Origin of the sequence: Alkalithermobacter thermoalcaliphilus JW-YL-7 = DSM 7308 (assembly GCA_001584565.1) — a bacterium.
Taxonomy (GTDB): domain Bacteria; phylum Bacillota; class Clostridia; order Peptostreptococcales; family Peptostreptococcaceae; genus Alkalithermobacter; species Alkalithermobacter thermoalcaliphilus.
In genome coordinates, this window is the sequence record LSFY01000001.1 from 370,359 (window position 1) to 396,888 (window position 26,530).

The window sequence follows — 26,530 nt, forward strand, 5'->3', positions numbered from 1 at the left end:
GCTCCCTTTTTAATACATATACTATTTTTAAAATGTCATGGGGAGTGATTATATGAGTATAATAAAGGCTACGATTATGAACGAAGAAAGAACATATCCTAAGGGGGTTAGTTTACTTGAAATAAGTAAAGATTTTGAGTATCTATTTAAAAGCAAGATAGTACTTGCAGTTGTAGATAATGATTTAAGAGAACTTAACTATACACTAAACGAAGATTGTAATATCGAATTTATAGATTTAACTCATAATGATGGAATGAGAACTTATATGAGAAGTTTGTCCTTTATATTTATAAAGGCGTGTGAAGAAGTGCTTCCAGGTTGCAGGGTAGTAGTAGAACACTCATTAGGTGGAGGAATTTATTGTGAGGTTCATTTTGAAAGACAGATAAATGAAGATGATGTAGATAAGATATACTCAAAAATGAGAGAAATAGTACAAAAAAATATACCTTTTGAAAAAAGCAAAGTGCTAATAAAAGATGCTATAGAAATGTTTAAAAGTAGAGGGGATACTACAAAAGTAGATTTATTTAAGTATAAACCTACAGAGTATATAAATATATATAGGTGTGGCGATTGTGAAAGTTATTTTTATGGATATATGGTTCCATCTACTGGATATGTAGATGTATTTGATCTAAAATATTCTCAGCCTGGAGTAGTACTTTTAGGTCCTAGCACAAAGCACCCAAATATACCAAATGAATTTAAGCCTCATCCAAAGCTAAGAGCAATATTTAAAGAAGCTGAAGAATGGGCAAAAATAATGGGGGTTGGAGAAGTAGGAGCTCTCAATAATATTATAGTAAAAAACGAGTATCCAGATCTTATAAGAACTGTTGAAGCTTTGCATGAAAAGAAAGTTTCGCAAATAGCTGATATGATAGTATCTGATAGAGAAAAAGGAAGAATAATTTTAATAGCAGGCCCATCGTCATCTGGTAAAACAAGTTTTGCACAAAGACTTTCTATTCAGCTTAAAGTAAATAAATTAAGACCGGTTTCTATATCTATAGATGATTACTTTGTAAATAGAGAAGATACACCTAAAGATGAAAATGGAGATTATGATTTTGAGTCTATTTATGCAGTTGACTTGAAGTTGTTTAATGAGCATTTAGAAAAATTACTCGCAGGATATGAAGTTGAAATTCCACATTTTAACTTTAAAAGTGGAAGAAGAGAATACAAAGGAAATAAGCTTAAAGTTACACAAGATCAACCTATAATAATAGAAGGAATACATGCACTTAATCCATTGCTTACAAAATCAATTCCTGAAGGAAATAAATTTAAAATATATATAAGTGCTTTAACTCAGCTTAATTTAGATGAACACAATAGAATCCCAACTACAGATCTAAGACTTATAAGGAGAATGGTTAGAGATAATACACATAGGGGCCATAATGCATTAAAAACACTTCAACTTTGGAAAAATGTAAGAAAGGGAGAAGAAAAAAATATATTTCCATATCAAGAACAGGCAGATGTAATGTTTAATTCAGCTTTAGTTTATGAACTTGCAGTTCTTAAAAAATATGTAGAACCTTTATTAAATGAAATAGATAAAAGTTGTGTTGAATATATAGAAGCAAAAAGGTTACTAAAATTTTTACAGTATTTTGTTCCAATAGAAGATGAACAAGACATTCCTCCTACATCGATATTACGAGAATTTATAGGTGGAAGTAGATTAGTTCATTAATGTATTGACTTAATATATAACTTGTAATAAGTTTAGAATATAGAATATTCTAAACTTATTACAAGGAGTGATTTCATGCAAGATCTATTAGAAAAAATAATACAAGAAAACAGAAAATATACAGAGAAAGGAAACTTAGCAACCTATATTCCTGAACTAACAAAGGCTAATAAAAATGATTTGGCTATTTGCGTTATAGATATAGAAAATAATGTATATAAAGCTGGAGATTACGAGAAAAAATTTACTATACAAAGTGTATCAAAACCTATAACCTTAGCTCTTGCTCTTATTGATAATGGAAAGGAAAACGTATTCGCAAAAGTTGGGATGGAGCCTTCTGGTGATCCATTTAATTCTATTATGAAACTAGAAACTGTAAAGCCATCGATTCCTTATAATCCGATGATAAATGCAGGAGCTATAGTAATAACATCTATGATAAAGGGTAAGGATAACGATGAAAAATTAGAAAGAATGTTAAATTTTTTTAGAAGTTTGTCTTGCAATCCAACGCTTAATATAAATGAAGATGTATATAATTCAGAAAAAAGGACAGGTGATAGAAATAGAGCAATAGCTTATTTACTTAAAAGTGAAGGTATAATAGATGGTGATGTTGAGGAAATTTTAGATCTTTACTTTAAACAGTGTTCTATAGAAGTTACAGTTGAAGATTTAGCTAGAATGGGAGCTAATCTTGCTACGTATGGATTTGATATGTTACATAGACAAAGAATTATACCAGAAGATATAGCAAGGACTGTAAAAACTTTTATGGTTACATGTGGTATGTATGATGCTTCAGGAGAATTTGCCATAAATGTTGGAATACCTTCTAAATCAGGGGTAGGTGGGGGTATAATGTCCTCAGTTCCTAAAAAAATGGGAATAGGAGTTTTTGGACCAGCTTTAGATAAAAAAGGTAATAGTATAGCGGGGATTAGAGTTTTAAAAGATATATCAAAACAATTATCACTTAGCATTTTTTAATATAAATAATTCAAAAATTTTGACAGTTAAAACTTATATTATTATAATAGTATATTATATTTTAGATAAAACAGGGGGATAAAATGAAGGATGTAATAGTTTTAAGAGATTTAGAACAAATTAAGGCAATATCTCATCCTTATAGAGTCGAGATACTAGAATCTTTTAAGGAAGAGCCACTTTGTGCAAAACAGTTAGCCGAGATTCTAGGAGAGCCTCATGCAAAGATTAATTATCACATAAAAACTTTATTAAGTGCAGGAATACTTGAGCTTGTAGAGGAAAAAATAAAATCAGGAATAATTGAAAAATACTATCTTCCAGTTGCTAGAATGATAGTTATAGATAAGAGTATACTAAATTCAAGCAATGATAATATTGTTCAAACTTTAAATCAAGCATCTATATCCTTATTTGAGAAAATAAGTGATGATTTTTATAGGGCTGCTGAGAATAACGAAATAAGGTCAAAGCATTTAAGACATTATAATGAATTTTATTTAACTGAAGATGAAGCAAAAGAGATTATGGATATTTTAAATGAAAAGCTATATGAAATATTAGAAAATAAGAATAGAAAAGACAAAGAAGGTGTAAGGCCTTATAATATAGCGCTAATTGCAGTTCCAGATGTAAGGAAAGAGAAAAATATTTCAAAAAAGTCTTCTAAGTAGAAGACTTTTTTCTGCTTGAAAAGGAGAATAAATATGATAATAGGACCGCATATTTCTATAACAAAGGGTTTTTTTAATGCAGCAAAAGATGCTTTAAGCATAGGTGCTAATACATTTCAATTTTTTACTAGAAATCCAAGAGGATCAACTGTAAAAAAGCTAGATGAAAAAGATATGCAAAAATTTTTTGACATTAGAAAAAAAGAAAAATTAGGGCCATTATTAGCTCATATTCCTTATACAGTTAATTTAGCTAGTAGTAAACAAGATGTATATGACTTTGGTAAAATTGTCTTGAAAGAAGATTTAGATAGATTAGATAAATTACAAATAGAGTATGTGTGTTTACATCCAGGAAGCCATTTAGGGCAAGGTATAGACAAAGGAATAGATAAAATAGCAAGTGCATTAAATAGTATCTTAACACCAGATAAAAATGTAACTTTACTCATTGAGACTATGTCAGGAAAAGGAACAGAAGTAGGATATACTTTTGAGCAGATAAGAGCAATAATAGATAAGATAGATATAAAAGAAAAAGTAGGAGTATGTTTTGATACATGTCATGTATTTTCAGCTGGATATGATATTGTAAATAATCTAGAAAAAGTACTTAAAGAGTTTGATAATATAATAGGATTAGAAAAACTAAAAGTAGTTCATTTGAATGATAGTATGAAAGAATTAAATTCTAAAAAGGATAGGCATGAAATAATAGGGAAAGGATATATAGGACTAGATGCTATAGTAAATTTTATAACCAACCCAGCTATTAAAGATAAACCTTTATTTTTGGAAACCCCAGCAGATTTAGATATTCATAAGGAAGAAATAAAATTACTAAAAGACAGATGTATGTAATAATGAAAATATGTTCTGGAAATTATAAATATAAAAGCATTTATCTAGAGGTGAGAAAGTGAATGTTTTTATAGCTAGTATAATTTCTGGGCTTTGTACTGGAGTAGGAGCTTTTCCAATAATATTTATAAAAAATTTAGATGTAAAAATAGAGGATATGCTTTTAGGATTTGCTGGAGGAGTTATGGTGTTTGTAGGTGCATATAGCTTAATACATCCGTGTATTGAAGATGGACATTTAAAGCAAACTGTAATAGGTATTTTGCTTGGAGCAATATTTATGTACTTAATAGAGATTTTTATGCCTGAAGATAGGTCAAGGTCAGACTTGCTTTTGGTTTTAGGTCATATAATCCATAGCATACCAGAAGGATTGGTTATAGGAGCTGCATCAGAAGCTAAAGGAAAAGCTACTGGATTACTTCTTGCAGTAGCTATAGGAGTTCACAATATGCCAGAAGGTTTTATTATATGTAATATATTAAATAAACAAAATATGTCAAAGTTAAAGGCTATAATATACACTACTTTGACAGGGTTAGGAGAGCCATTAGCAACAGGTATTGGAATAATTTTCTTAAAGAGAATAGAATTTTTGATACCTTTTTCTATGGCGTTTGCGGGAGGATCTGTTCTTTATATAGTATCAAACGAAATAATCCCTAAAACACATTCAAGAGGAAATGAAAAAATTGCGACCTTTAGCTTTATAGCAGGATTTATATTTATGATAGTTTTAGAAAATATAATAAAATAGGCTACTTTTTTTCTAAAGAGAAGCTTAGATTATATTCTGAAGACTTATAAAGTTCTATTTCTACTCTAGGATTATCTTTATCTATATAGTCTAGGATAAGGACAGGCTTTAGTTGCTTGTCATTTTTTATTATTCCACTTTTTTCAATACCATCACAAATACTTTTTGGATAGTTATGAATATCACCAATTCTTTTATTAGGGAAATATAATTTTATTATAGTTATAAGGTTTTCTTCTATTATAGGTCCTTGATAAGATTTGTTTATATATCCTGCTATCATATTTTCGTATGCTACATATTTAGAATGTTTCCCTTGTTTAGGCATCCAAGCTTGACCATGAATATTGTATAGTTTAAAATTAGATTTACTGATAGGTCTACCTGGAACAGTTATTTTGATCATTTAATCACCTCGAAGACATTGTACAGGAGTTAAACTTACTTGTAAAGATTAGGAGTGTATTATGAAACATATACTTAAAAGTTTTTGTGAAAGTATAGGTATAGATTGTATAGGTATAGCTGAGGTTAGGATATATAAAGACCTTGAAAAAATATTAAAAGAAAGAACTGATAAAGGATATAATTGTGGACTTGAAGAAAAAGATATAAAAAAAAGAGTAGATCCGACGGTAATTATAGAGGATGCAAAATCAATAATAGTTTGTTTATTTCCGTACTTTTCAGGTTACAGCAAAGATTCTAATTTATCCAAATATACACATTCTATAGATTATCATATAATAATAAAAGATAAGTTAAATGAAATTGGAGATTTTTTAAAGAAAAACATAAAAAATTTTAACTACAAATCGTTCGTAGATAATGGTCCCTTAGTAGATAGATATTTAGCATATATATCAGGACTTGGATATTTTGGAGTAAATAATAGTATAATAAATGATAAATATGGATCGTATGTTTTTATAGGTTATATTGTGAATAACTATGACTTTGAAAGTGATAGCCCATTAGAAAAAACTTGTATAAAATGTGGAAACTGTATAAAAAGTTGTCCAGGAGGAGCTATTTTAGGTAACTATGAAATAGATTATAACAGATGCCTTTCTTATATAACTCAAAAAAAGGAAGAACTTTCTGATAAGGAAAAAGAGTTGATAATAAAAAATAAAACTGTATTTGGTTGTGATATATGTCAAGATGTATGCTATCATAATAAAAATATAGAACATACAAACATATTAGATTTTAAACAAAATTTAATATTAAACCTTAGTTATGAAGAAATTTTAAACATGTCTAACAAAGAGTTTAAAAGAGTTTATAAAGACAGATCTTTTGCTTGGAGAGGAAAAAAAATATTACTTAGAAATTTAGAACTTCTAGAGAAATAATTTTCTTTAGTAGTTCTTTTTTTTGTGCTAACAAATAAACATATTATACATAGTATGTATTAATAGGGAGGTGGGCGAAAGTATGAAATTTAAGACAACGGCAGAACTTGAACCATTAAAAGAAATATTGGGGCAGGATAAGGCTATAAATGCTATGGAATTTGGATTAAGTATAGATGATATTGGATATAACATATATATAAGCGGTGAAACAGGCACAGGGAGAACCACATATGCACTCGAGGCATTAAAAAATTATAGTAGACAAAAAGATAGTCACTTAGATTGGTGTTATGTATATAATTTTGAAAATCCTCATGAGCCGATAGCGCTTAGTTTTCAAAGAGGTGTTGGGAGAAAATTTAAAAAAGATGTAGATGCTTTAGCGGATAATATTTTAAGTGATTTTAGAAATATTTTAAATAGTGAAGAATACGAAAAAGAAAGAAATCAAATATTAACTAACTATGAAATACAAAAACAGATGTTAATTCAACAAATAAAGGATTATGGAAAAGAAAAAGGATTTAACTTTAAAAGTACTCAAAGCGGAATAGTTTTTATTCCTATAGATGAGAATGTAGACTCTAATTCAAAAGAATTTTTGGAATCTAAGATAGAGATAGAAAATATGACAATAGGAATAATATCTAAAATAAAGCAATTAGAAGAAGATGCAAAAAATAAAATAGCAAGTTTAGAAGAAAGTATTGCAATATCAGTAGTAGATCCTTATATAAAGTCACTTATAAAAAAATATGGCAAAAATAGCAAGGTAAAAAAATACTTATTGAATATGAGAGAAGATATATTAAATAATATTTATATATTTTATATGGATGATGAAGAACTTCAAAGTATAGATGAAAGAGAATATTTTTTAAAATACAAAGTAAACTTATTTATAGATAATGGAAAAGAAAAAAATATAAAAAATGCTCCTGTTGTATTAGAGTTAAATCCTATATATCCAAATTTATTTGGAAAAGTAGAATATGAAAATGACAAGGGAGTAATAAAAACAGATTTTACAAAAATAATTCCAGGATCTATTCATAAAGCTAATGGAGGATACTTAGTGCTTTATATAAATGAGCTTTTGAAAAGCCCTTACTCGTGGGATTTATTAAAAAGAACACTACAATTTAAAAAAATACAAATAGATACTGCTACATCTATGAAGCCAGAACCAATACCTTTAGATATAAAAATAGTATTAATAGGAAGTCAGTACTTATACGATCTTCTTTATTATTACGACGAAGAATTCAGTAAATACTTTAAGGTATTAGTAGATTTTTCAACTGAAATGGCAAGAAATGAAGAAAATGAGCTTAAAGTAGCAAGATTCATATCAAATTATTGTAACAAAATGAACTTAAAGCATTTCACATATGATGCAGTACAGGTAGTTTTAAAACATAGCTCAAGGCTAGCACAAAATAGAAAAAAACTTTCTACAAGATTTAATAAAATAAAAGAATTAATAATAGAATCTAATTTGTTTGCAGATAGAAGAAATAGTGAATTTGTAGATAAAGAAGACGTAAAAAATGCTATATATGAAAAAATTAATAGAATAAATAAAATAGAGAAAAAATTAGATGAGATGTATCAGAATAATAAACTTTTAATTTCTCTTGGAGGTAAAAAAATAGGAGTTATAAATGGTTTATCTGTAATAAGTATGGGAGAGTATTCTTTTGGAAGACCTGCTGTTATAACTGTTACAACTAGCCCAGGACATAAAGGGGTAATAAATATAGAAAGAGAAGTTAGGTTAAGTGGAGCAATACATGATAAGGGAGTATTAATTTTAGGAGGATATCTTCTAGAAAACTTCTCAAAAGAAGTTCCAGTATCTATAACATCTCACATATGCTTTGAACAAAGTTATAGCTGCATAGATGGAGATAGTGCATCAAGTGCAGAACTTTATGCATTATTATCTTCTTTAAGCGAAGTTCCGATAAAACAAAATATAGCAGTAACTGGATCAGTAAACCAAAAAGGAGATATTCAGGTAGTAGGAGGAGTAACTGAAAAAGTTGAAGGATTTTTTAATATATGTAAAATTAAAGGTTTAACTGGAGATCAAGGAGTTATAATTCCGAAAAATAATTTAGATAATTTGGTATTAACAGAAGAAATTGAAAACGCTATAAAAAATGGCTTGTTTAAAATATATCCAGTTGATAGAATAGAAGAGGCTATGGAAATATTAACAGATACAACATTTGAACAAATATGTGATAGAATAAATAAAAGACTTAAAAAGTTTTATGAAATGTCAAAATAGCTATGCTATTTTGGCATTTGTATTTTGAACTTACAGGAGTGATTAGATGATAATAGGAAGCTGTATAATAGAGATTACTATATATGATGTAAGTACCCTAAAGGAAAAAAGACATGTTGTAAAGAGTATTGTGGAAAGATTAAAGTCAAGATATAATATTTCAATAGCTGAAATTGGAATGAACGATAAATGGCAAAGGTCTCAAATAGGTTTTGCTTGTGTATCTAATTCAAAGAATCATGCAAATGAAGTAATTGATAAAGTGATAAATTTTATAGAAAATGATCAAAGAATAGAAATTACTAATATAGAAATAGAAATATTGTAGGAGGAAAAACATGGATATAGATAAGATTCTAGATATATTAGAAAAAACATATCCAGATGCAAAGTGTGAATTAAATTATAAAACTCCATTTGAACTTTTGGTAGCTACAATATTATCTGCTCAATGTACAGATGAAAGAGTTAATAAAGTAACAAAAGATCTATTTGAAAAATATAATACTCCAGAAGATATTGTTAATTTAGGTGAAGAAAACTTGCAAGAGATCATAAAAAGTTGTGGATTATATAAAAGTAAGGCGAAAAAAATAGTTCAAACATGTAAAATTTTGATTGAGAAATATTCAGGAAATGTTCCTAATGAAATAGAAAAACTAGTTAATCTTCCTGGTGTGGGTAGAAAAACAGCAAATGTAGTGTTAAGCAATGCCTATAATATAGATGCTATAGCGGTTGATACACATGTATTTAGGGTATCTAATAGAATTGGAATTATAGAAAGTAAAGATCCTAAAGATGCAGAGTTTAAACTTATGAATATAATTCCTAAACAAAGATGGTCAAAGTCGCATTATCTTTTAATATTTCATGGAAGAAGGACATGCAAAGCTAAAAAGCCTGATTGTAGTAACTGTAGCATAAGTAATTATTGTAAGTACTTTAAGGAAAAAAAGGGGGAAGTATAATTGAAAAAAAGTGTTATTTTGATAGCTTTTTCAATAATATTTGTAATTTTATCTGCTTCTATTTTATATGGACATAGTATAAAAAATCACGATAAAATATATGAAAACATATATATAGAAGATATAAATGTACAAAACTTAACAAAACAAGAAGCGCTAGAGCTATTGAAAGAAGAATATAAATATGAAGATATTAATTTAGTATATGAAGACAAACTGTGGCAGATAAAGTTAGACGATATAAATTTTAAACACGACATAAAAAAAGCAGTAGAAGATGCATATAGTATTGGAAGAAGTGGAAACTATTTTAAAGACCTTAAAAAGATAATGAGTTTAAGACAGGGAAGTATCCATGTTATAAATATTTACAGAGAATATAATGATGAAAAAATATATGAAGTACTTGAAAGTATAGAAAACGAACTTAATAAAGAACCTAAAGATGCTACTATATCAATAGTAAATGGAAATATAAATGTTACACAACATGAAATAGGATATGTAGTAGATGTTGATAATTTAAAAGAGGCTATATTTAATGAGCTTGAAAAAAGAAAAGAGTTTGAAGATATTAAAATTCCTATGATAGAAAAAGAGCCTAAATTTAAGTATGAATATTTAAGAAAAATAGATACTCTTTTAGGAGAATATACTACACAGTTTAATGCATCTGTACCTGGAAGAACAGAAAATATAAGATTATCATCTCAAAGAACTAGTGGGATAGTTTTAAATCCAGGAGAAGAATTCTCATTTAATAAGGCAACAGGAAAAAGAGGACTGACGGAAGGGTTTAAATTAGCCCCTGTTATAGTAAACGGAGAGCTTCAAGAAGGTATAGGTGGAGGGGTATGTCAAGTATCCTCAACAATGTTTAATGCAGCTATTTATTCAGGTCTTACTATAACAGATAGAAGAAATCATTCTATACCATCTTCATACGTAGATTTAGGTAGAGACGCAACAGTAGCTTATGGAAGTATAGATTTTAAATTCAAAAACAACTATAACAATCCAATATATATATATAATTTCGTAAGTGGAAATAAGATAACATCTAGAATATATGGAAGTAGAGAAGATAAAAAACAAATAAGTATAGTAAGTCAAGTTGTTCAAACTATTCCAAAACAAGTTCAAGTAAAAAATGATCCAACTTTAGAAGTTGGAAAAGAAATAATACAAGATCAAGGAAGAGATGGATATAGAGTAGAAACATATAGAGTATATCCAGATGGAAAAAGAGAATTAGTATCGAGAAGCTTTTATCCAGCTAAAACAATGATAGTTGTTAGAGGAACAAAGCCAGTAAAACCAGTACAGCAGCCACAGCAAAAACCACAAGAAAAACCTAAGCAAGAAGAAAAGCCAAAACAAGAGCAAAAACCACAAGAAAAACCAGTAGAGGAAAAGCCAGTAGAGGAAAAACCAGTAGAGGAAAAACCACAAGAAGATACACAGCAAGGTGATAGTCAAAAAACAGAATAAAATTTTGACATTATAGGCTATGGGGATTATTATAGAAATATAGTTCCTATGGTCTACTTTTTTATGGGGTGATTTGATGCAAAGTGGCTTATATGACAAGAAGGTAAAATGTCCTATATGTAGTAATATTTTCACAACAAAGAAGGTTAGAACATCGGCTATAAGAACACTAAAAAGAGATTCAGACCTTTGTATTCATTATAAAACTGTAAATCCTTATTTTTATGCAGTGTTTGTATGTCCTAAGTGTGGATATGCAGCTACAGAAAATAGATTTTTATCGATTAAAAGAGCTGAAATTGATATAATAAAAGATAATATAATGCTTAAATGGACATATAGGGACTTTGGTGGTGAAAGAGGTATAGATGAAGCTATAGTTACTCATAAGCTAGCTCTTTATCAAGCAGATTTGCTTTGTAAAGATAAATTTTACATAGGAAACATATGTCTTAAGATAGCGTGGCTTTATAGATATATATCAGATGAAAAAATGGAAGATAAATTCTTAAGACATTCTCTAGATTGTTTAGAGTACGCATTTTATAATGAAAATTATGAGGATAAAACGTACATACTAGCATATCTTATAGGAGAACTAAGCAGAAGATTGAAAAATTATAAAGAAGCTATAAACTGGTTTCAAATAGCATTAAAGGACAATAGGATAAAAAATGATAGAAATATAGAAAATTTAACAAGAGACCAGTGGAGATTAGCAAGTGAAGAATATAAAAATGCAATTTAAAGAGGTGAAGAAAATGAATTATAAACTAATAGTTACGGATATGGATGGAACTTTGCTTAATTCTAAACAAACTGTAAGTCAAAGAAATAAAGATGCTTTAAAAAAGGCACAGGATATGGGAATAAAGGTAGGTATAGCTACAGGAAGAATATATACATCAGCTAAATATTATGCTAAGCTTTTAGGAATACAAACACCTATAATAGCATGTAATGGAGCTATAATAAGAGATGAAGTAACTGGTGAGGAAATATACAAAAATGTACTAGATAAAGAAAATTCCTTCGAGATTATAAACTTATGCGAAAGGTATGGAGTATATTATCATTTTTATGATGATAAAAGTTTTTACTGCAAAAGATTAGGCTATTCATCACTATACTATGAAAAGTGGAATAAAACTCAACCTGAAGAAAATAGAGTAGATATAAGGGTAATTAAGGATGGCAAAGAAATTATTAATGCAAACGTAGATCCTTTAAAATTTTTAATAATAGATGAGGATATAAATAAATTAAATGATTTGATGGAAGAATTAAGACAAATACCAACTTTAGAAGTAAGTAAATCATGGAAAAATAATATTGAAGTTATGAATAAGGGAGTATGTAAAGGACTTGCACTTAAAAGACTTTCTCAATATCTTGATATAAAAAGAGAAGAAATAATAGCGTTAGGCGATAATTATAATGATCTTAGCATGATAGAATACGCAGGAATGGGAGTAGCTATGGGTAATGGTGAACAAATAGTAAAGGAAAATTCAAATTATATAACGAAATCTAATGATGAAGACGGAGTTGCTTATGCATTAGAAAATTTATTGAATTTAACCTAGGGGGATATTATGAAAAAAGTATCAGTTAGAAAATGTAATGACTATTCTTATGAAAATGTAAAAGAGTCTTTAGAAAAATTAATAAGTGATTTAGGGGGACTTGAAAAGTATATAACTCCTTCCAGTAAGGTTTTGATAAAAATGAATCTACTTATGAAAAAAAGACCTGAAGATGCAACTACTACTCATCCGATGGTCTTAAAAGTTTTAGCAGAGAAACTCCTTGATATGAACTGTGAAGTTATAGTAGCTGATAGTCCTGGAGGAGTATATACTCCTAAGGTGCTAAGAGCTGTTTATAGGGCTACTGGGGTTGAAGATGTAGCAAATGATTTGAATATAAAATTAAATTATGATGTATCTTCTACAAATGTAAAATGTGAAAATGGAAAAATAGTAAAATCAATAGAAGTTATAAATCCAGTATTAGAAGCTGATCATGTAATATCACTATGTAAACTTAAAACTCATGGAATGGCATTGTTTACTGGAGGAGTTAAGAATTTATTTGGAGTAATTCCTGGACTTTTAAAAGCAGAATATCACTTCAAAATGCCTGAGGTAAAGGAGTTTACAGATTTATTAGTTGATATATGTGATTATGTAAATCCTACATTAACAATTATGGATGGAATAATAGGTATGGAAGGAGAAGGACCATCTGCAGGAAATCCAAGAAAAGTAGGAGTACTTATAGGATCTGAAAGTCCATATGCTCTTGATGTTATAGGATGTAAGATAATAAATATTGATCCTATGAAAGTGCCTACAATCCAAAGAACTGTAGAAAGGAACTTTTTAAAAGAAGATTTTTCTGATATATTAGTTAGTGGAGATTGTATAGACAATTTAGTAGTACTTGATTTTAAGGTTCCAAATATAAAGAGTATAAACTTGTTTAATGGAAAAGTTCCTAAAGTTATAGAAAGACCATTAAATGCAATGTTAAGGCCAAAACCTGTATTTAACGAATCTAAATGTGTAGCTTGTAGAGAATGTGAAAAAGTATGCCCGCCTAAAGTAATAACCATGAATAGTAATATACCAAAAGTTGATTTAGACAAATGTATAAGATGTTTTTGCTGTCATGAATTATGTCCTAAGAAAGCAGTAGATATAAAAAGACCTTTACTTTTTAGAATATTTAAGTAGGGAGGAATTTTTTAAATGCCTTTAAATATAGTATTAGTAGAGCCAGAAATACCTCAAAATACAGGAAATATTGTTAGAACTTGCGCAGCTACAGGAAGTAATCTTCATCTTGTAAGACCTTTAGGATTCTCAGTTGAAGATAAATATTTAAAAAGATCAGGTCTTGATTATTGGAATTTAGTTAATATCCAATATTACGATAGTTTCGAGCAAGTAAAAGAAAAAAATAAAAATGCACTGTTTTACTATGCAACAACTAAAGCTAATAAAACTCACAGCGATGTAGAGTATGATGAAAATACTTTCATAGTGTTTGGAAAAGAAACTAAAGGTTTACCAGAAGAATTGTTAAATGCAAATAAAAATCATTGTATAAGAATACCTATGGTAGATATAAAAGAAGCTAGATCATTGAATTTAGCAAACTCTGTTGCGATAGTTGTCTATGAAGCATTAAGACAGCTGAAATATCCTAATATGAGGTAGGTGATAAATTTGGTAAAAATAGTTACAGATAGCGTTAGTGATATACCTAAGGATTATTTAGATAAGTACGATATAACAGTAGTTCCAATAAATATAATAATCGATGAAAATACATACAAAGATGGGTTAGATATAACTACTGAACAAGTATATGACAAAATAAAACAAGGGTATCTTCCTAAAACTTCTCAGGCAAATCCTCACGATTTTATAAAAGTATTTGATGAGTTATCTAAAGAAGGTGATGAAGTATTAGCTATTTTGCTTTCATCTAAATTAAGCGGAACATATTCGTCAGCATTAATAGCTAAACAAGAGCTTTTAGATAGAAAAATAGAAGTTATAGACTCAAAGGCAATAACATTAACGCAGGGAATGCTAGTTATAGAAGCTGCTAAAATGGCTAAAGAAGGAAAAAATTTAGATGAAATAAAGAAGGTAATAGAACAAAAAATAGATAAAATGGAGCAATTTATAATATTTGATACACTAGAATATGCTTATAAGGGCGGTAGAATAAGCAAAATTCAATATATGCTTTCAAATGTTTTGAACTTAAAGATAATAATAACTTTAAAAGATGGAGAAATGGTAGTAAAAGATAAAGTTAGAGGAAGGAAAAAAGCTATTAAATGGATAATAAATTATATGAAAGATAAAAATATAAAACTAGATGGAAAAGTAATAGGAATAAATCACGCTAATGATAGTGATTACCTAGAAGAATTAAAAGAAGCAATTTTAAGTGAGCACTCACCTAAAGAAATTATACTATCTAATGTAGGTTGTGCTGTTGCTGCTTACTCAGGACTTAGTGCAGTTGCTGTGCATTTTGAAAAGGAGGATTAAGATGAGCATAAAAATAATAGCCGATAGTCTATCTGATATTCCGTCGCATTTAATAAAGGAGTATGACATAGATATAATTCCATTAACTATCATATTCGAAGATGGGGAGTATAAAGATAGAGTAGATATATCTGTAGATGAATTTTATGAAAAGTTAAAAACATCATCTACATTACCAAGAACTTCTCAAGTTACTCCTGTTGAGTTTGAGAATATATTTAAAAAATATTTAGATCAAGGAAGAGAAATTCTATATATAGGTGCATCTTCAAAAGCTTCAGGAACATACCAATCATCAGTTATAGCAAAGGATATGTTAGAAAGCGAAAAAATACATATATTCGATACAATGGCATTATGTGGTGGAATAGCGATGCTAGTTATAGAAGCTGGAAAAATGGCTAAAGAAGGAAAGAGTATAAATGAAATTATAGAAAAACTTAAAGAAATGAAAGAAAAGATAGATCATGTATTTACAGTAGATACATTAGAGTATCTTCAAAAAGGAGGAAGATTGTCAGCGACTAAAGCTGCAATAGGAACTATTCTTAATATAAAGCCTATACTAACTGTTGAAGATGGGGTGGTAAAACCGTTAGATCAGGTAAGAGGTAAAAAGAAAGTAATAGAAAAGATGATAGAACTTTCTAAAAAGAGAGGTCAAAGTTTTGAAAACAAAACAGTAATGATTTATCACGCTAAAAATATACAACTTGCCGAAAAGCTTAAAGAAGCAGTTGAAAGTGAACTAAATCCAAAAGAAATTATAATGGGAGAAATAGGAGCAGGTATAGGAACACATGCTGGTCCTGGGACTGTTGCAATTTTCTATTTAAGATAAATAAGACTGGTAAAATCCAGTCTTATTTATTCTAAAAATAACGAAGGAGGAAAGTATGAGCAAAGTATATTTTTCAGATTTAAATTCAAATTCTAAATCAACAAGTATTCCAAATAAAATAAAAAAAATATTTGAGGCAGCAGGATTTAAAAATATCATAAGTGAAGGAGATAATGTAGCTTTAAAGCTTCATTTTGGAGAAAAGGGAAATACAACATATATTCATCCTGTATATATAAGACAAATAGTAGATAAAGTAAAAGAAGCAGGAGGAAAACCTTTTTTGACAGATACAAATACTCTTTATTCAGGTTCAAGAACTAACTCAGTAGATCACATTGTAACAGCAATCGAAAATGGATTTGCATATTCAGTTGTAGGTGCACCTATTATAATAGCAGATGGTCTTTACAGTAAAAATGTTGTAGAAGTTGTTATAAATAAAAAACATTTTGAAAAAGTAAAAATTGCAGGAGAAATATACAACTCATCATCTATGATAGTTATTAGTCATTTCAAAGGACATGGAATGGCAGGATTTGGGGGATGCATAAAAAATTTAGCTATGGGATGTGCAACTGCTTCAGGAAAACAAATGCAACATTCAGATGCAAAACCTACAGTAAAAGCTGAAAATTGCATTGGTTGTACAAAATGTATAAAAGACTGTCCTGTATTGGCTATTAAAATGGAAAACAAGAAAGCCATTATAGATAAACAGGTATGTTATGGATGTGGAGAATGTATTACAAGATGTCCAGTTAGAGCTATTAGTATACAGTGGGAAACTGACAATGATGTTTTTATAGAAAAAATGGGAGAATATGCTTATGGATCTATACTGAATAAAAAAGACAAAGTAGTTTATATAAATTTTGTCAAGGATATAACTCCTATGTGTGATTGTGTTCCGTGGTCTGGAAGACCTATAGCACAAGATATAGGGATATTAGCATCAACTGATCCAGTTGCATTAGATAAAGCAAGTTATGATTTAGTAGTTAAAGCTGCAGGAAAAGATGTCTTTAAAGAACTTTATCCAAATGTAAATGCTAATAATATATTTGATTATTGTGAAAGTTTAGGAATGGGAAGCCAAAATTACGAACTTGTAGAAATAATATAAGATTTATAAAAAATATGTCGAAAAATTTAGAATTAAATTAATTGTCTTGTTAGCAAATCTCAAGTATAATATAAGTAAAAGGAATAGATTTCCTGGAAGAAGGATATGGGAGAGAACCTTTTAAGGTCGCCGAAGGGACAAATTTTATTCTTACCCAAAGAATAAAATGAAATTCTCAGGCAAAAGAACCATATCTGGACAGAACTCTGGATAAAACAGAGAAGACATTGGTCAGGGGCTGGTGTTTTCTCTGTTTTTTATTTGTATGAGTATATATTGTTTTAAAAATAACAAAAAAGAAAGGGAAAGTTATGATATTACTAACTAACAATCCATTAGTTAAAGATACATTTGAAGGAAAAATCAAAGTAGAGTTTTTAGATTGTAACTATATATCAGTATTAACAAAATGTAGAGATTATATACATAAAGGATTTAAAATATTGACTCATCCTTTATCAGGAAGTATAAAACCTAATGAAACTCCATATAAGTCTATACTTATAGAAAATATAGGTAAATTAGATATAGATTCTTTACTGATTATAGAAAAGAGTATAGAAACTACTAATAAGTTTAATAGAAACTTTAAAACACCCAATTGGAGTGAAAAAATACTAAAAGATTTTCAAATTGTAGACTTGGATTTGATAAAAAATGCAATAGAAAAAAATGTATAGGGGAGTGAAAACATATGGATAATTTGTATGATTTGATTGTCATTGGGGCAGGACCAGCTGGCCTTTCTGCAGGCCTATATGGTGCAAGGGCTAAATTAAAGACTCTTGTTATAGAAAAGGACAAAACAGGAGGACAGATAGTTACTACTGAAGAAGTAGCCAACTATCCAGGGTCTATACCAAATGCAACAGGACCAAGTTTAATAGCTAGAATGGTTGAACAATGTGATGAATTTGGTTGTGAAAGAATTAAAGATGATATAGTTGATGTAAATTTTGATGAAAAAATAAAAGTTATAAAAGGAAAAAAAGGTGAGTATAGAGCAAAAGCTGTAATAGTAGCAACAGGGGCAACACCTAAAAAGCTAGGAGTTCCAGGAGAAAAGGAACTTACAGGAAAAGGAGTTTCTTATTGTGCTACTTGTGATGGAGCTTTCTTTACAGATTTTGAAGTATTTGCAATAGGTGGAGGAGATACAGCTGTTGAAGAAGCAATGTTTTTAAGTAAGTTTGCAAGGAAAGTAACTGTAGTTCACAGAAGAGACACCTTAAGAGCAGCTAAATCTATACAAGAAAAGGCATTTAAAAATCCAAAATTAGAGTTTATGTATGACACAGTAGTTAAAGAAATAAAAGGTGATGGAATCTTAGAATCTATAGTATTTGAAAATATAAAAACTGGAGAAGTTTGGGAATATGTAGCTGATGAAGAAGATGGAACAATGGGGCTGTTTGTGTTTGTTGGATATACACCTCAAACAGAAATATTTAAAGGAAAGTTAAATATGAATGAACAAGGATACTTAATAACTGATGATAAGATGAGAACAAATGTAGAAGGTGTATTTGCAGCAGGAGATTGCAGAGATAAATTGTTAAGACAGGTTGTTACTGCTACAGCTGATGGAGCAATAGCAGCTATAGGAGCAGAAAAATATATTGAAGAAAACTTTGAAGACTAAAAGGGGGGTTAAATTATGTTAGAAATTAGTAAGGAAACTTTTGAGAAAGAAGTATTGCAGTCTGAAGGATATGTATTAGTAGATTATTGGAGTCAAGGATGTGAGCCTTGCAAGGCTTTAATGCCAGATATTGAAGAATTAGCTGAAAAATATTCAGATAAGGTGAAATTTTGTAAGTTAGATACTACAGCTGCTAGAAGATTAGCTATAAAAGAAAAAGTTTTAGGGCTTCCTACAATAGCTATATATAAAGATGGTAAAAAAATAGATGAAGTAACAAAAGAAGAAGCAACTAAAGAAAATGTAGAAAATATGCTTAAAAAGTATATTTAAATAAAAATAAATTTAAATGGAGGTGACTGTATGCGTTTAGAAATAGGAAACATCTTTATAAAAGATGTTCAGTTTGGCTCTGAAACAAAGGTAGAATCTAATGTATTGTATGTTAACAAGGAAGAGCTAATCAAAGAATTAAGTGGCGATGAACACATAAAATCAATTGATATCGAAATAGCTCGTCCTGGTGAAAGCGTTAGAATAACTCCTGTAAAAGATGTTATAGAGCCAAGAGTTAAAGTTGAAGGCCCAGGAGGTATATTTCCTGGAGTTTTAAGTAAAGTTGATACAGTAGGGCAAGGAAGAACTCACGTTCTTAAAGGAGCTGCTGTTGTTACTACAGGTAAAATAGTAGGATTCCAGGAAGGTATAATTGATATGACTGGACCAGGAGCAGACTATACTCCTTTTTCTAAGTTATTTAATATAGTAGTAATAGCAGAGCCAGTTGATGGATTAAGCCAACATGAACATGAAAAAGCAGTAAGAATGGTAGGGTTTAAAGCAGCAAAATATTTAGGAGAAGTAGCTAGAAACTTAACTCCTGATGAAGTTAAGGTTTATGAAACTGAAACTTTATTAGAAGGTATGAAGAAATATCCAGACCTTCCGAGAGTAGGATATGTATATATGCTTCAGACACAAGGTCTACTACATGACACTTATGTTTATGGAGTAGATGCAAAGCAAATAGTTCCTACAATTCTTTATCCAACAGAAGTTATGGATGGAGCAATTATAAGTGGAAACTGTGTATCAGCTTGTGATAAAAATCCAACTTATGTTCACTTAAACAACCCTATAATTGAAGATTTATATGAAAGACATGGAAAAGATATAAATTTTGTAGGGGTTATAATAACAAATGAAAACGTTTATTTAGCAGATAAAGAAAGATCTTCAAATATGACTGCAAAACTTGCTAAATACTTAGGATTAGATGCAGTTATTATATCTCAAGAAGGATTTGGAAATCCAGATACTGACCTTATAATGAATTGTAAGAAAATAGAAATGGAAGGAATTAAAACTGTTATAGTTACTGATGAATATGCAGGAAGAGATGGAGCTTCTCAATCATTAGCAGATGCAGATGTAAGAGCAAATGCAGTTGTTACAGGTGGTAATGCTAATGAAGTTGTAGTTCTTCCTCCTATGGAAAAGGTTATAGGTCATGTAGAATATGTAGATACAATAGCAGGAGGATTTGCTGGAAGTCTTAGAGAAGATGGAAGTATAGAAGTTGAAATTCAAGCTATAACAGGAGCTACTAATGAAACAGGATTTGGATACTTAACAGCTAAAACTTATTAATTAAAATTTAGGAAAGGAAGGGTTAATATGGGATTATTTGATGGTAAAAAAGTAATCATCATAGGCGATAGAGATGGAATACCAGGTCCAGCTATCGAAGAATGTTTAAAAACTACACAAGCAGAAGTAATTTTTTCAGCTACAGAGTGTTTTGTCTGAACTGCTGCAGGAGCTATGGACCTAGAAAATCAACAAAGAGTTAAAGATGCTGCTGAAAAATATGGTGCAGAAAATCTTGTTGTTATTCTAGGTGCCGCTGAAGCTGAAGCTGCTGGTCTAGCAGCAGAAACTGTAACTGCAGGAGACCCAACTTTCGCAGGACCACTTGCAGGAGTTGAACTTGGACTTAGAGTTTATCATGCCGTAGAAAGTGAATTTAAAGAAAATGTAGACAGTGATGTTTATGAAGAACAAGTTGGTATGATGGAAATGGTATTAGATGTTGATGCTATATCTGAAGAAATGAAAAATATGAGAGAACAATTCTGTAAGTTCAACGACTAATTATGCGGAAGGAGGGAAAGTTTTGAGTAAATTTAAAGTTGTTCACTATGTAAACCAGTTCTTTGCTGGTATAGGTGGTGAAGAAAAGGCAGATACAAAACCTATGGTAATGGAGCAGCTACCACCTATAAGTAAGAATTTAGATAAATTATTGGGGGAAGAAGCTGAGGTTGTAGCTACAGTAGTATGTGGAGATTCATATTTTAATGAAAATATAGAAACTGCTAAAAAAGAAGTTTTAGAAATGATAAAACAGTTTAATCCTGACTTATTCATAGCAGGACCTGCATTTAATGCTGGAAGATATGGTGTTGCAGCTGGAACTATAACTAAAGAAGTAAAAGAGAAATTAAATATACCAGCAGTAACTGCAATGTATATAGAAAATCCAGGTGCAGATATGTTTAAAAAGGATATTTATATAGTTTCTACATCAGATTCTGCAGCTGGGATGAGAAAAGCTCTTCCAAGCCTTGCAAGTCTTTCGTTAAAGCTTGTCAAAGGCGAAAAAATAGGATCTCCTAAAGAGGAAGGATATATAGAAAGAGGAGTTAGAGTAAATTACTTCTCAGATGTAAGAGGATCAAAAAGAGCAGTAGATATGCTTTTAAAGAAAATAAAAGGAGAAAGCTTTGAAACTGAATATCCTATGCCAGATTTTGATAGAGTAGATCCTAATCCAGCAGTAAAAGACTTATCTAAAGCTAAAATAGCTTTAGTAACTTCAGGAGGAATAGTTCCAAAAGGAAATCCAGATAGAATAGAATCATCTTCTGCATCAAAATATGGAAAATATGATATATCTGAATTTGAATTCTTAACAAAAGACACTCATGAGACTGCTCATGGTGGATATGACCCAGTGTATGCAAATAATGATCCAAATAGAGTATTACCTGTAGATGTTTTAAGAGATCTAGAAAAAGAAGGAGTAATAGGGCAGCTTCATAGATATTTCTATACAACTGTTGGAAATGGTACTTCAGTTGGAAATTCTAAACAATTTGCATCTGAATTTGCAAAAGAGCTTTTAGCAGATGGTGTTGACGCTGTTATCTTAACATCTACATGAGGTACTTGTACTCGTTGCGGTGCAACGATGGTAAAAGAAATAGAAAGAGCAGGAATACCTGTAGTTCACATTTGTACTGTTGTTCCAATATCATTAACAGTTGGAGCAAACAGAATAGTTCCTGCAATAGCTATACCTCATCCATTAGGAAATCCTTCTTTAGAACAAAGTGATGAAAAAGCTTTAAGAAGAAAATTAGTAGAAAAAGCATTAAAGGCCTTAAGTACAGAAGTAGAAGGTCAAACTGTATTTGAAGATTAAATAGATGGGCTTTAGCCCATCTATTTTGTAACACAGAATAAAATATTTAACATTACATAATTTATATTAATTTGTGGGGGTGCTAATATGTCTTTTGCTGTTGCTAAAGCTAGTAGTTATGTTTTAGTTCATGCTCCAGATATGATATTACATAATGGAACAACTTGTACTTTAGAAAGAAAAGCAAATCCAGAGTCAGAATTTTTAAAACAAATAAATGATAATTTAAGAAAATATGAACAGGTAGTTTCTTATCCTCCAAACCAAGTTTATATAGGCAATTTAAGACCAGAAGAACTTAAAAATTTTGAAATGCCGTGGTATGACAAAAAAGCAGAACAAAAAAGATACGGTAAGTTTGGAGAGATAATGCCTCAAGATGAATTTATAGGACTTATGAAAATATCTGATGCATTTGATTTAGTTAAACTTACAAAAGAATTTTCACAAGAAGTTAAGGATAAACTATCAAATCATAAACTAATAAGTGATGTAGATTTAAGCAAAATAAAAGATGGAGAAGACTTAGAGTTTATACAAAAACTTATAAATGAGCAACATGCTGAGCCGTTATATCATCTTGGAAAATTGGTAGGTTGTGTAAAAAGAGCTCATGAAGTAGATCCAAACTTAAATGCACATGTAATATTTGAAAACCTAGTAGTTAAAGCATCTGGAGTTTTAGCTGTTAAACATCTGCTTTCTAACCACAATATAGATACACTTTCTATAGACTATGTAATTGAGTGTTCAGAAGAAGCATGTGGAGATATGAATCAAAGAGGTGGAGGAAACTTTGCAAAGGCTATAGCAGAAACCATAGGACTTAATAATGCAACAGGATCAGATACAAGAGGATTCTGTGCAGGACCTGCTCATGCTCTTATAAAAGCATCAGCATTAGTTAAAGCTGGTGTTTATGAAAATATAATCGTAGTAGGTGGTGGAGCTACAGCAAAACTTGGTATGAATGCTAAGGATCATATAAAGAAAGGAATACCTGTTTTAGAAGACGTTTTAGGAGGTTTTGCTGTACTTATTACAAAAAATGATGGAATACATCCAATTATAAGAACAGATTTAGTGGGAAGACATACTGTAGGAACAGGATCTTCTCCTCAAGCTGTTATAACTTCTTTAATAACAACTCCTCTTGATAAGGGTGGCCTTAAAATAACAGATGTAGATATATATTCTGTTGAAATGCAAAATCCAGATGTAACTAAGCCTGCAGGAGCAGGAGATGTTCCAGAAGCTAACTATAAGATGATAGCAGCTCTTGGAGTAAAAAGAGGAGAACTTCAAAGAAGTGATATCACAAGCTTTGTAAATAAACATGGTCTTCCAGGATGGGCACCGACACAAGGGCATATTCCTTCTGGAGTTCCTTATATAGGATTTGCTATAGATGATTTAACAACAGGAAATCTAAATAAAGCTATGATAGTAGGAAAGGGAAGTTTATTCTTAGCTCGTATGACTAATTTATTTGATGGAGTATCTTTTGTTATGGAAAGAAACACTGGAAAAGTAGAAGAAGAAAGCATTTCGCAAGATGAAATCAAAAAGATGATTGCAGAGGCTATGAAAAAATTAGCGTCACACTTATTATCAGAATAGGGGTGAGAGATGTGACTCAAAATAACAATCTAAAAAAGATATTATCCGATGCCTTTCTTAAAATAGCTAATTCGATAGAAAGTGGTAATTTTGGAAAAAAGATAAAAATAGGTCTTACAACTTTAGGAAGTGAACATGGAGTAGAAAATTTAGTTAATGGAGCACACATAGCTAAAAGTATGTCAAATCAATATGATATAGTATTAATAGGTCCAAAAGTAGATACAGAATTAGAAGTTTTTGAAGCAAATACTGAAGAAGAAATGCATAAAAAAATGGAGGAATTACTAGATAGTGGATATATAAGTGCTTGCGTTACTATGCATTACAATTTTCCAATAGGTGTTTCTACTGTTGGTAGGGTAGTAACTCCTGGAAAAGGAAAAGAAATGATAATAGCTACAACAACAGGTACGTCTTCAGCACATAGAGTAGAAGCTATGATAAAAAATGCTATTTATGGAATAATAGTAGCAAAATCTATAGGAATAAAAAATCCAACAGTAGGAATATTAAACCTAGACGGTGCAAGGCAAGTTGAGAAAGCTCTAAAAGAATTAGATTCAAACGGATATAAAATTAATTTTACAGAATCTATAAGATCTGATGGCGGATGTATAATGAGAGGAAATGACCTTCTGACAGGAACCCCGGATGTTATGGTAACTGATACATTAACTGGAAATTTATTGATGAAAATATTTTCATCTTATAGTACTGGTGGAGACTATGAAGCATTAGGATACGGATATGGTCCTGGAGTTGGATTTGATTACGATAGAAATATATTAATACTATCAAGAGCATCAGGAGCTGTAGTAGTTGCTAATGCTATAAAGTATGCGTTCGATATAGTCAATGGAAATATAAATAAAATAGCTAAAGAAGAATTTAATAAAGCTAAAAATGCTAAGTTAGATGAAATTTTAAGCTCGTTTAAAAAAGAAGCTAAAAGTAAAAGTGAAGATACAGTAGTTATTCCACAAAAAGAAGTAGTTACAGCTTCTATATCTGGAATAGATATAATGGAATTAGAAGATGCAGTTAAAACTTTATGGAAAAATGGAATATATGCAGAAAGTGGAATGGGTTGTACAGGACCTATAGTTCTTGTAAGTGAAGACAAATACAAACAAGCTATACAAACATTAAATAAAGAAGGGTATTCTTGTCAAGAAAGTGAGCAGTGCTAAAAAATAAAGTCTTTCCTTTAAAAAGGAAAGACTTTATTTAAATTAATATTTAATAATATTAAATAGAAAATTGGTTATTATGTAAATATAAATCAGATATTACGAAAAATTTTGAAAAAAATGAAGGATTATCGATTTTTATGTAGAAAATGTAATGTTTAGGATGGAAAAATTGAACCAGGATAAAAATAGGAGGGGAAAGAATGAAAAGAAAGCTTTTATCGATGTTTGTTGCATCAACTTTACTTTTAGGATCACTTACAGCTTGTGCTCCAAAACAGGCTCCAACAGGAGGAGATAAATCTGGTCTAAAGGTTAGTATGGTAACAGATGTAGGAGGAGTTAATGACCAATCTTTTAACCAATCAGCTTGGGAAGGACTTCAAAGAGCAGAAAAAGATTTTGGTATAAAGGTATCATACCAAGAATCTCATCAAGAGGCTGACTACGCTCCAAATATAGAAATATTAGTAGATCAAAATGCAGATTTAATATGGGGTGTAGGATTTAAAATGGGAGATGCTATACAAGAAGCAGCTGGACATTATCCTGATAATAAATTTGCTATAATAGATTATGCTTACGAAAATACTCCAGAAAATGTAATAGGAGTTATTTTCAAAGAAGAAGAAGCATCTTATTTAGTTGGTCTTATAGCAGGAAAAATGACACAAACTAATAAAATAGGATTTATAGGAGGAATGGATGTTCCTGTTATAAATAGATTCCAATATGGATTTATAGCAGGAGTAAAACAAGCAAATCCAGACGCTACTGTTGAAGTTCAGTTTGCTAATGCATTTGATGACCCAGCAAAAGGAAAGGCTATTGCAAAACAAATGTATCAACGTGGAGTAGATATAATATTCCATGCTGCAGGAGATACAGGAACAGGTATGATTGAAGCTGCTAAAGAAGAAGGTAAGTTTGCTATAGGAGTAGATAGAGATCAAAATGATTTAGCGCCTGATAATGTAATTACTTCAGCTATGAAAAGAGTAGACAATGCTATATATGAGGTAAGTAAAGAATTATCACAGGGAAAATTTGAAGGTGGAAGAACTATAGTTTACGGATTAAAAGAAGGTGGAGTTGATATAGCTCCAACAACTAGCAAAAATGTACCTAAAGAGATACTAGATTTTGTTGAGCAAGAAAAACAAAGAATAATAAATGGAGAATTTAAAGTTCCATCATCTCAAGAAGAACTAGATAAAATGTAATTTATAAAGCTTAGAGCATAGCTCTAGGCTTTAGTTATTTATTATATACCATGAATATTATGAAGGTAAAATGAAAAATAATAATAAAGGTTACAAATAATAAAAGTTTTTAAAAAGCTAAATATTTGGAAAATTAAATCAATCAATACAGTTTAGACAATATGCTCTTAGACAAGGAGGTATGGATTTTGACTCGAAATAGCATAGATT

At 30.0% G+C, this 26,530-nt stretch carries 27 protein-coding genes and 1 riboswitch; of the genes, 26 read left to right on the top strand and 1 reads right to left on the bottom strand.

The annotated features are described in order from the left end of the window. Nucleotides 1–52 precede the first annotated feature (52 nt). From JWYL7_RS02010 to JWYL7_RS02030, 5 genes are all read left to right on the top strand, one after another. Nucleotides 53–1,711 carry a nucleoside kinase gene (locus JWYL7_RS02010; RefSeq protein ID WP_331721875.1) on the top strand — a complete coding sequence of 553 codons (1,659 nt, stop codon included), beginning with the start codon at nt 53–55 and terminating at the stop codon, nt 1,709–1,711. 75 nt (nt 1,712–1,786) lie between these two features. Then, nucleotides 1,787–2,704 (top strand): glutaminase A, encoded by a 918-nt coding sequence (glsA, locus tag JWYL7_RS02015; RefSeq protein WP_066068186.1) that lies wholly within the window; start codon nt 1,787–1,789, stop codon nt 2,702–2,704. Between the two features lie 83 nt (nt 2,705–2,787). Further along, entirely contained in the window at nt 2,788–3,378 is a 591-nt protein-coding gene (locus JWYL7_RS02020) for a winged helix-turn-helix domain-containing protein (RefSeq protein WP_066068190.1), read from the top strand. 33 nt (nt 3,379–3,411) lie between these two features. Then, entirely contained in the window at nt 3,412–4,239 is an 828-nt protein-coding gene (locus JWYL7_RS02025) for a deoxyribonuclease IV (protein WP_066068193.1), read from the top strand. Nucleotides 4,240–4,297: 58 nt separating this feature from the next. Then, a complete protein-coding gene (locus tag JWYL7_RS02030) occupies nt 4,298–4,996 on the top strand; it encodes a ZIP family metal transporter (RefSeq protein WP_066068195.1) in 699 nt (232 codons plus the stop codon). A gap of 1 nt (nt 4,997) precedes the next feature. Here the strand turns inward: JWYL7_RS02030 and JWYL7_RS02035 are convergent, their stop codons facing one another. Next, on the bottom strand, nt 4,998–5,402 hold the full coding sequence (locus tag JWYL7_RS02035; RefSeq protein ID WP_066068197.1) for a RusA family crossover junction endodeoxyribonuclease: 405 nt from the start codon (nt 5,400–5,402) through the stop codon (nt 4,998–5,000). A 61-nt stretch (nt 5,403–5,463) separates the two neighbouring features. Between JWYL7_RS02035 and queG the strand changes: the two genes are divergently transcribed. The 21 genes from queG (at nt 5,464) to JWYL7_RS02150 (ending at nt 26,320) form a co-directional block, all read left to right on the top strand. After that, nucleotides 5,464–6,354 carry a tRNA epoxyqueuosine(34) reductase QueG gene (gene queG, locus JWYL7_RS02040; protein WP_066068200.1) on the top strand — a complete coding sequence of 297 codons (891 nt, stop codon included), beginning with the start codon at nt 5,464–5,466 and terminating at the stop codon, nt 6,352–6,354. Nucleotides 6,355–6,436: 82 nt separating this feature from the next. Next, complete coding sequence (locus JWYL7_RS02045; RefSeq protein ID WP_066068203.1) at nt 6,437–8,653, top strand: Lon protease family protein; 2,217 nt, start codon at nt 6,437–6,439, stop codon at nt 8,651–8,653. A gap of 46 nt (nt 8,654–8,699) precedes the next feature. Beyond that, nucleotides 8,700–8,981 (top strand): DUF503 domain-containing protein, encoded by a 282-nt coding sequence (locus tag JWYL7_RS02050; RefSeq protein ID WP_066068206.1) that lies wholly within the window; start codon nt 8,700–8,702, stop codon nt 8,979–8,981. 10 nt (nt 8,982–8,991) lie between these two features. After that, complete coding sequence (nth, locus tag JWYL7_RS02055; protein WP_066068209.1) at nt 8,992–9,624, top strand: endonuclease III; 633 nt, start codon at nt 8,992–8,994, stop codon at nt 9,622–9,624. Further along, nucleotides 9,625–11,115 (top strand): VanW family protein, encoded by a 1,491-nt coding sequence (locus tag JWYL7_RS10260; RefSeq protein ID WP_066068212.1) that lies wholly within the window; start codon nt 9,625–9,627, stop codon nt 11,113–11,115. 76 nt (nt 11,116–11,191) lie between these two features. After that, entirely contained in the window at nt 11,192–11,863 is a 672-nt protein-coding gene (locus JWYL7_RS02065; protein WP_072280152.1) for a DUF2225 domain-containing protein, read from the top strand. Beyond that, a complete protein-coding gene (locus JWYL7_RS02070; protein ID WP_331721874.1) occupies nt 11,838–12,701 on the top strand; it encodes a Cof-type HAD-IIB family hydrolase in 864 nt (287 codons plus the stop codon). Before JWYL7_RS02065 ends, JWYL7_RS02070 begins: the two co-directional genes overlap by 26 nt. A gap of 9 nt (nt 12,702–12,710) precedes the next feature. Then, the gene (locus JWYL7_RS02075) at nt 12,711–13,853 is read left to right on the top strand and encodes a DUF362 domain-containing protein (protein WP_066068219.1); all 1,143 of its coding nucleotides are present in this window, start codon (nt 12,711–12,713) and stop codon (nt 13,851–13,853) included. A 15-nt stretch (nt 13,854–13,868) separates the two neighbouring features. Further along, nucleotides 13,869–14,339: a tRNA (uridine(34)/cytosine(34)/5-carboxymethylaminomethyluridine(34)-2'-O)-methyltransferase TrmL gene (gene trmL / locus JWYL7_RS02080; RefSeq protein ID WP_066068221.1), complete on the top strand. Its 471-nt coding sequence runs from the start codon at nt 13,869–13,871 to the stop codon at nt 14,337–14,339. Nucleotides 14,340–14,348: 9 nt separating this feature from the next. Next, nucleotides 14,349–15,188: a DegV family protein gene (locus JWYL7_RS02085; protein WP_066068224.1), complete on the top strand. Its 840-nt coding sequence runs from the start codon at nt 14,349–14,351 to the stop codon at nt 15,186–15,188. 1 nt (nt 15,189) lies between these two features. After that, the gene (locus JWYL7_RS02090) at nt 15,190–16,029 is read left to right on the top strand and encodes a DegV family protein (protein WP_066068227.1); all 840 of its coding nucleotides are present in this window, start codon (nt 15,190–15,192) and stop codon (nt 16,027–16,029) included. Nucleotides 16,030–16,084: 55 nt separating this feature from the next. Further along, the gene (locus JWYL7_RS02095) at nt 16,085–17,155 is read left to right on the top strand and encodes a DUF362 domain-containing protein (RefSeq protein ID WP_066068230.1); all 1,071 of its coding nucleotides are present in this window, start codon (nt 16,085–16,087) and stop codon (nt 17,153–17,155) included. A 96-nt stretch (nt 17,156–17,251) separates the two neighbouring features. Beyond that, nucleotides 17,252–17,356, top strand: a riboswitch (glycine riboswitch). A gap of 110 nt (nt 17,357–17,466) precedes the next feature. After that, entirely contained in the window at nt 17,467–17,835 is a 369-nt protein-coding gene (locus JWYL7_RS02100; protein ID WP_066068233.1) for a GrdX family protein, read from the top strand. A gap of 14 nt (nt 17,836–17,849) precedes the next feature. Next, nucleotides 17,850–18,797: a thioredoxin-disulfide reductase gene (trxB, locus tag JWYL7_RS02105; RefSeq protein WP_066068236.1), complete on the top strand. Its 948-nt coding sequence runs from the start codon at nt 17,850–17,852 to the stop codon at nt 18,795–18,797. 15 nt (nt 18,798–18,812) lie between these two features. Beyond that, entirely contained in the window at nt 18,813–19,130 is a 318-nt protein-coding gene (gene trxA / locus JWYL7_RS02110; protein ID WP_066068239.1) for a thioredoxin TrxA, read from the top strand. 30 nt (nt 19,131–19,160) lie between these two features. Then, nucleotides 19,161–20,447, top strand: a complete 1,287-nt coding sequence (locus JWYL7_RS02115; RefSeq protein ID WP_066068242.1) for a glycine/sarcosine/betaine reductase component B subunit — start codon at nt 19,161–19,163, stop codon at nt 20,445–20,447. 27 nt (nt 20,448–20,474) lie between these two features. Further along, on the top strand, nt 20,475–20,951 hold the full coding sequence (gene grdA / locus JWYL7_RS02125) for a glycine/sarcosine/betaine reductase complex selenoprotein A (RefSeq protein WP_083528239.1): 477 nt from the start codon (nt 20,475–20,477) through the stop codon (nt 20,949–20,951). A 22-nt stretch (nt 20,952–20,973) separates the two neighbouring features. Then, complete coding sequence (gene grdB / locus JWYL7_RS02130) at nt 20,974–22,284, top strand: glycine reductase complex selenoprotein B (protein WP_149683730.1); 1,311 nt, start codon at nt 20,974–20,976, stop codon at nt 22,282–22,284. An 87-nt stretch (nt 22,285–22,371) separates the two neighbouring features. Next, entirely contained in the window at nt 22,372–23,904 is a 1,533-nt protein-coding gene (gene grdC, locus JWYL7_RS02140) for a glycine/sarcosine/betaine reductase complex component C subunit beta (protein WP_066068256.1), read from the top strand. A gap of 11 nt (nt 23,905–23,915) precedes the next feature. After that, a complete protein-coding gene (grdD, locus tag JWYL7_RS02145) occupies nt 23,916–25,097 on the top strand; it encodes a glycine/sarcosine/betaine reductase complex component C subunit alpha (RefSeq protein WP_066068258.1) in 1,182 nt (393 codons plus the stop codon). 203 nt (nt 25,098–25,300) lie between these two features. Then, on the top strand, nt 25,301–26,320 hold the full coding sequence (locus JWYL7_RS02150) for a BMP family lipoprotein (protein WP_066068261.1): 1,020 nt from the start codon (nt 25,301–25,303) through the stop codon (nt 26,318–26,320). Nucleotides 26,321–26,530: the final 210 nt, after the last annotated feature.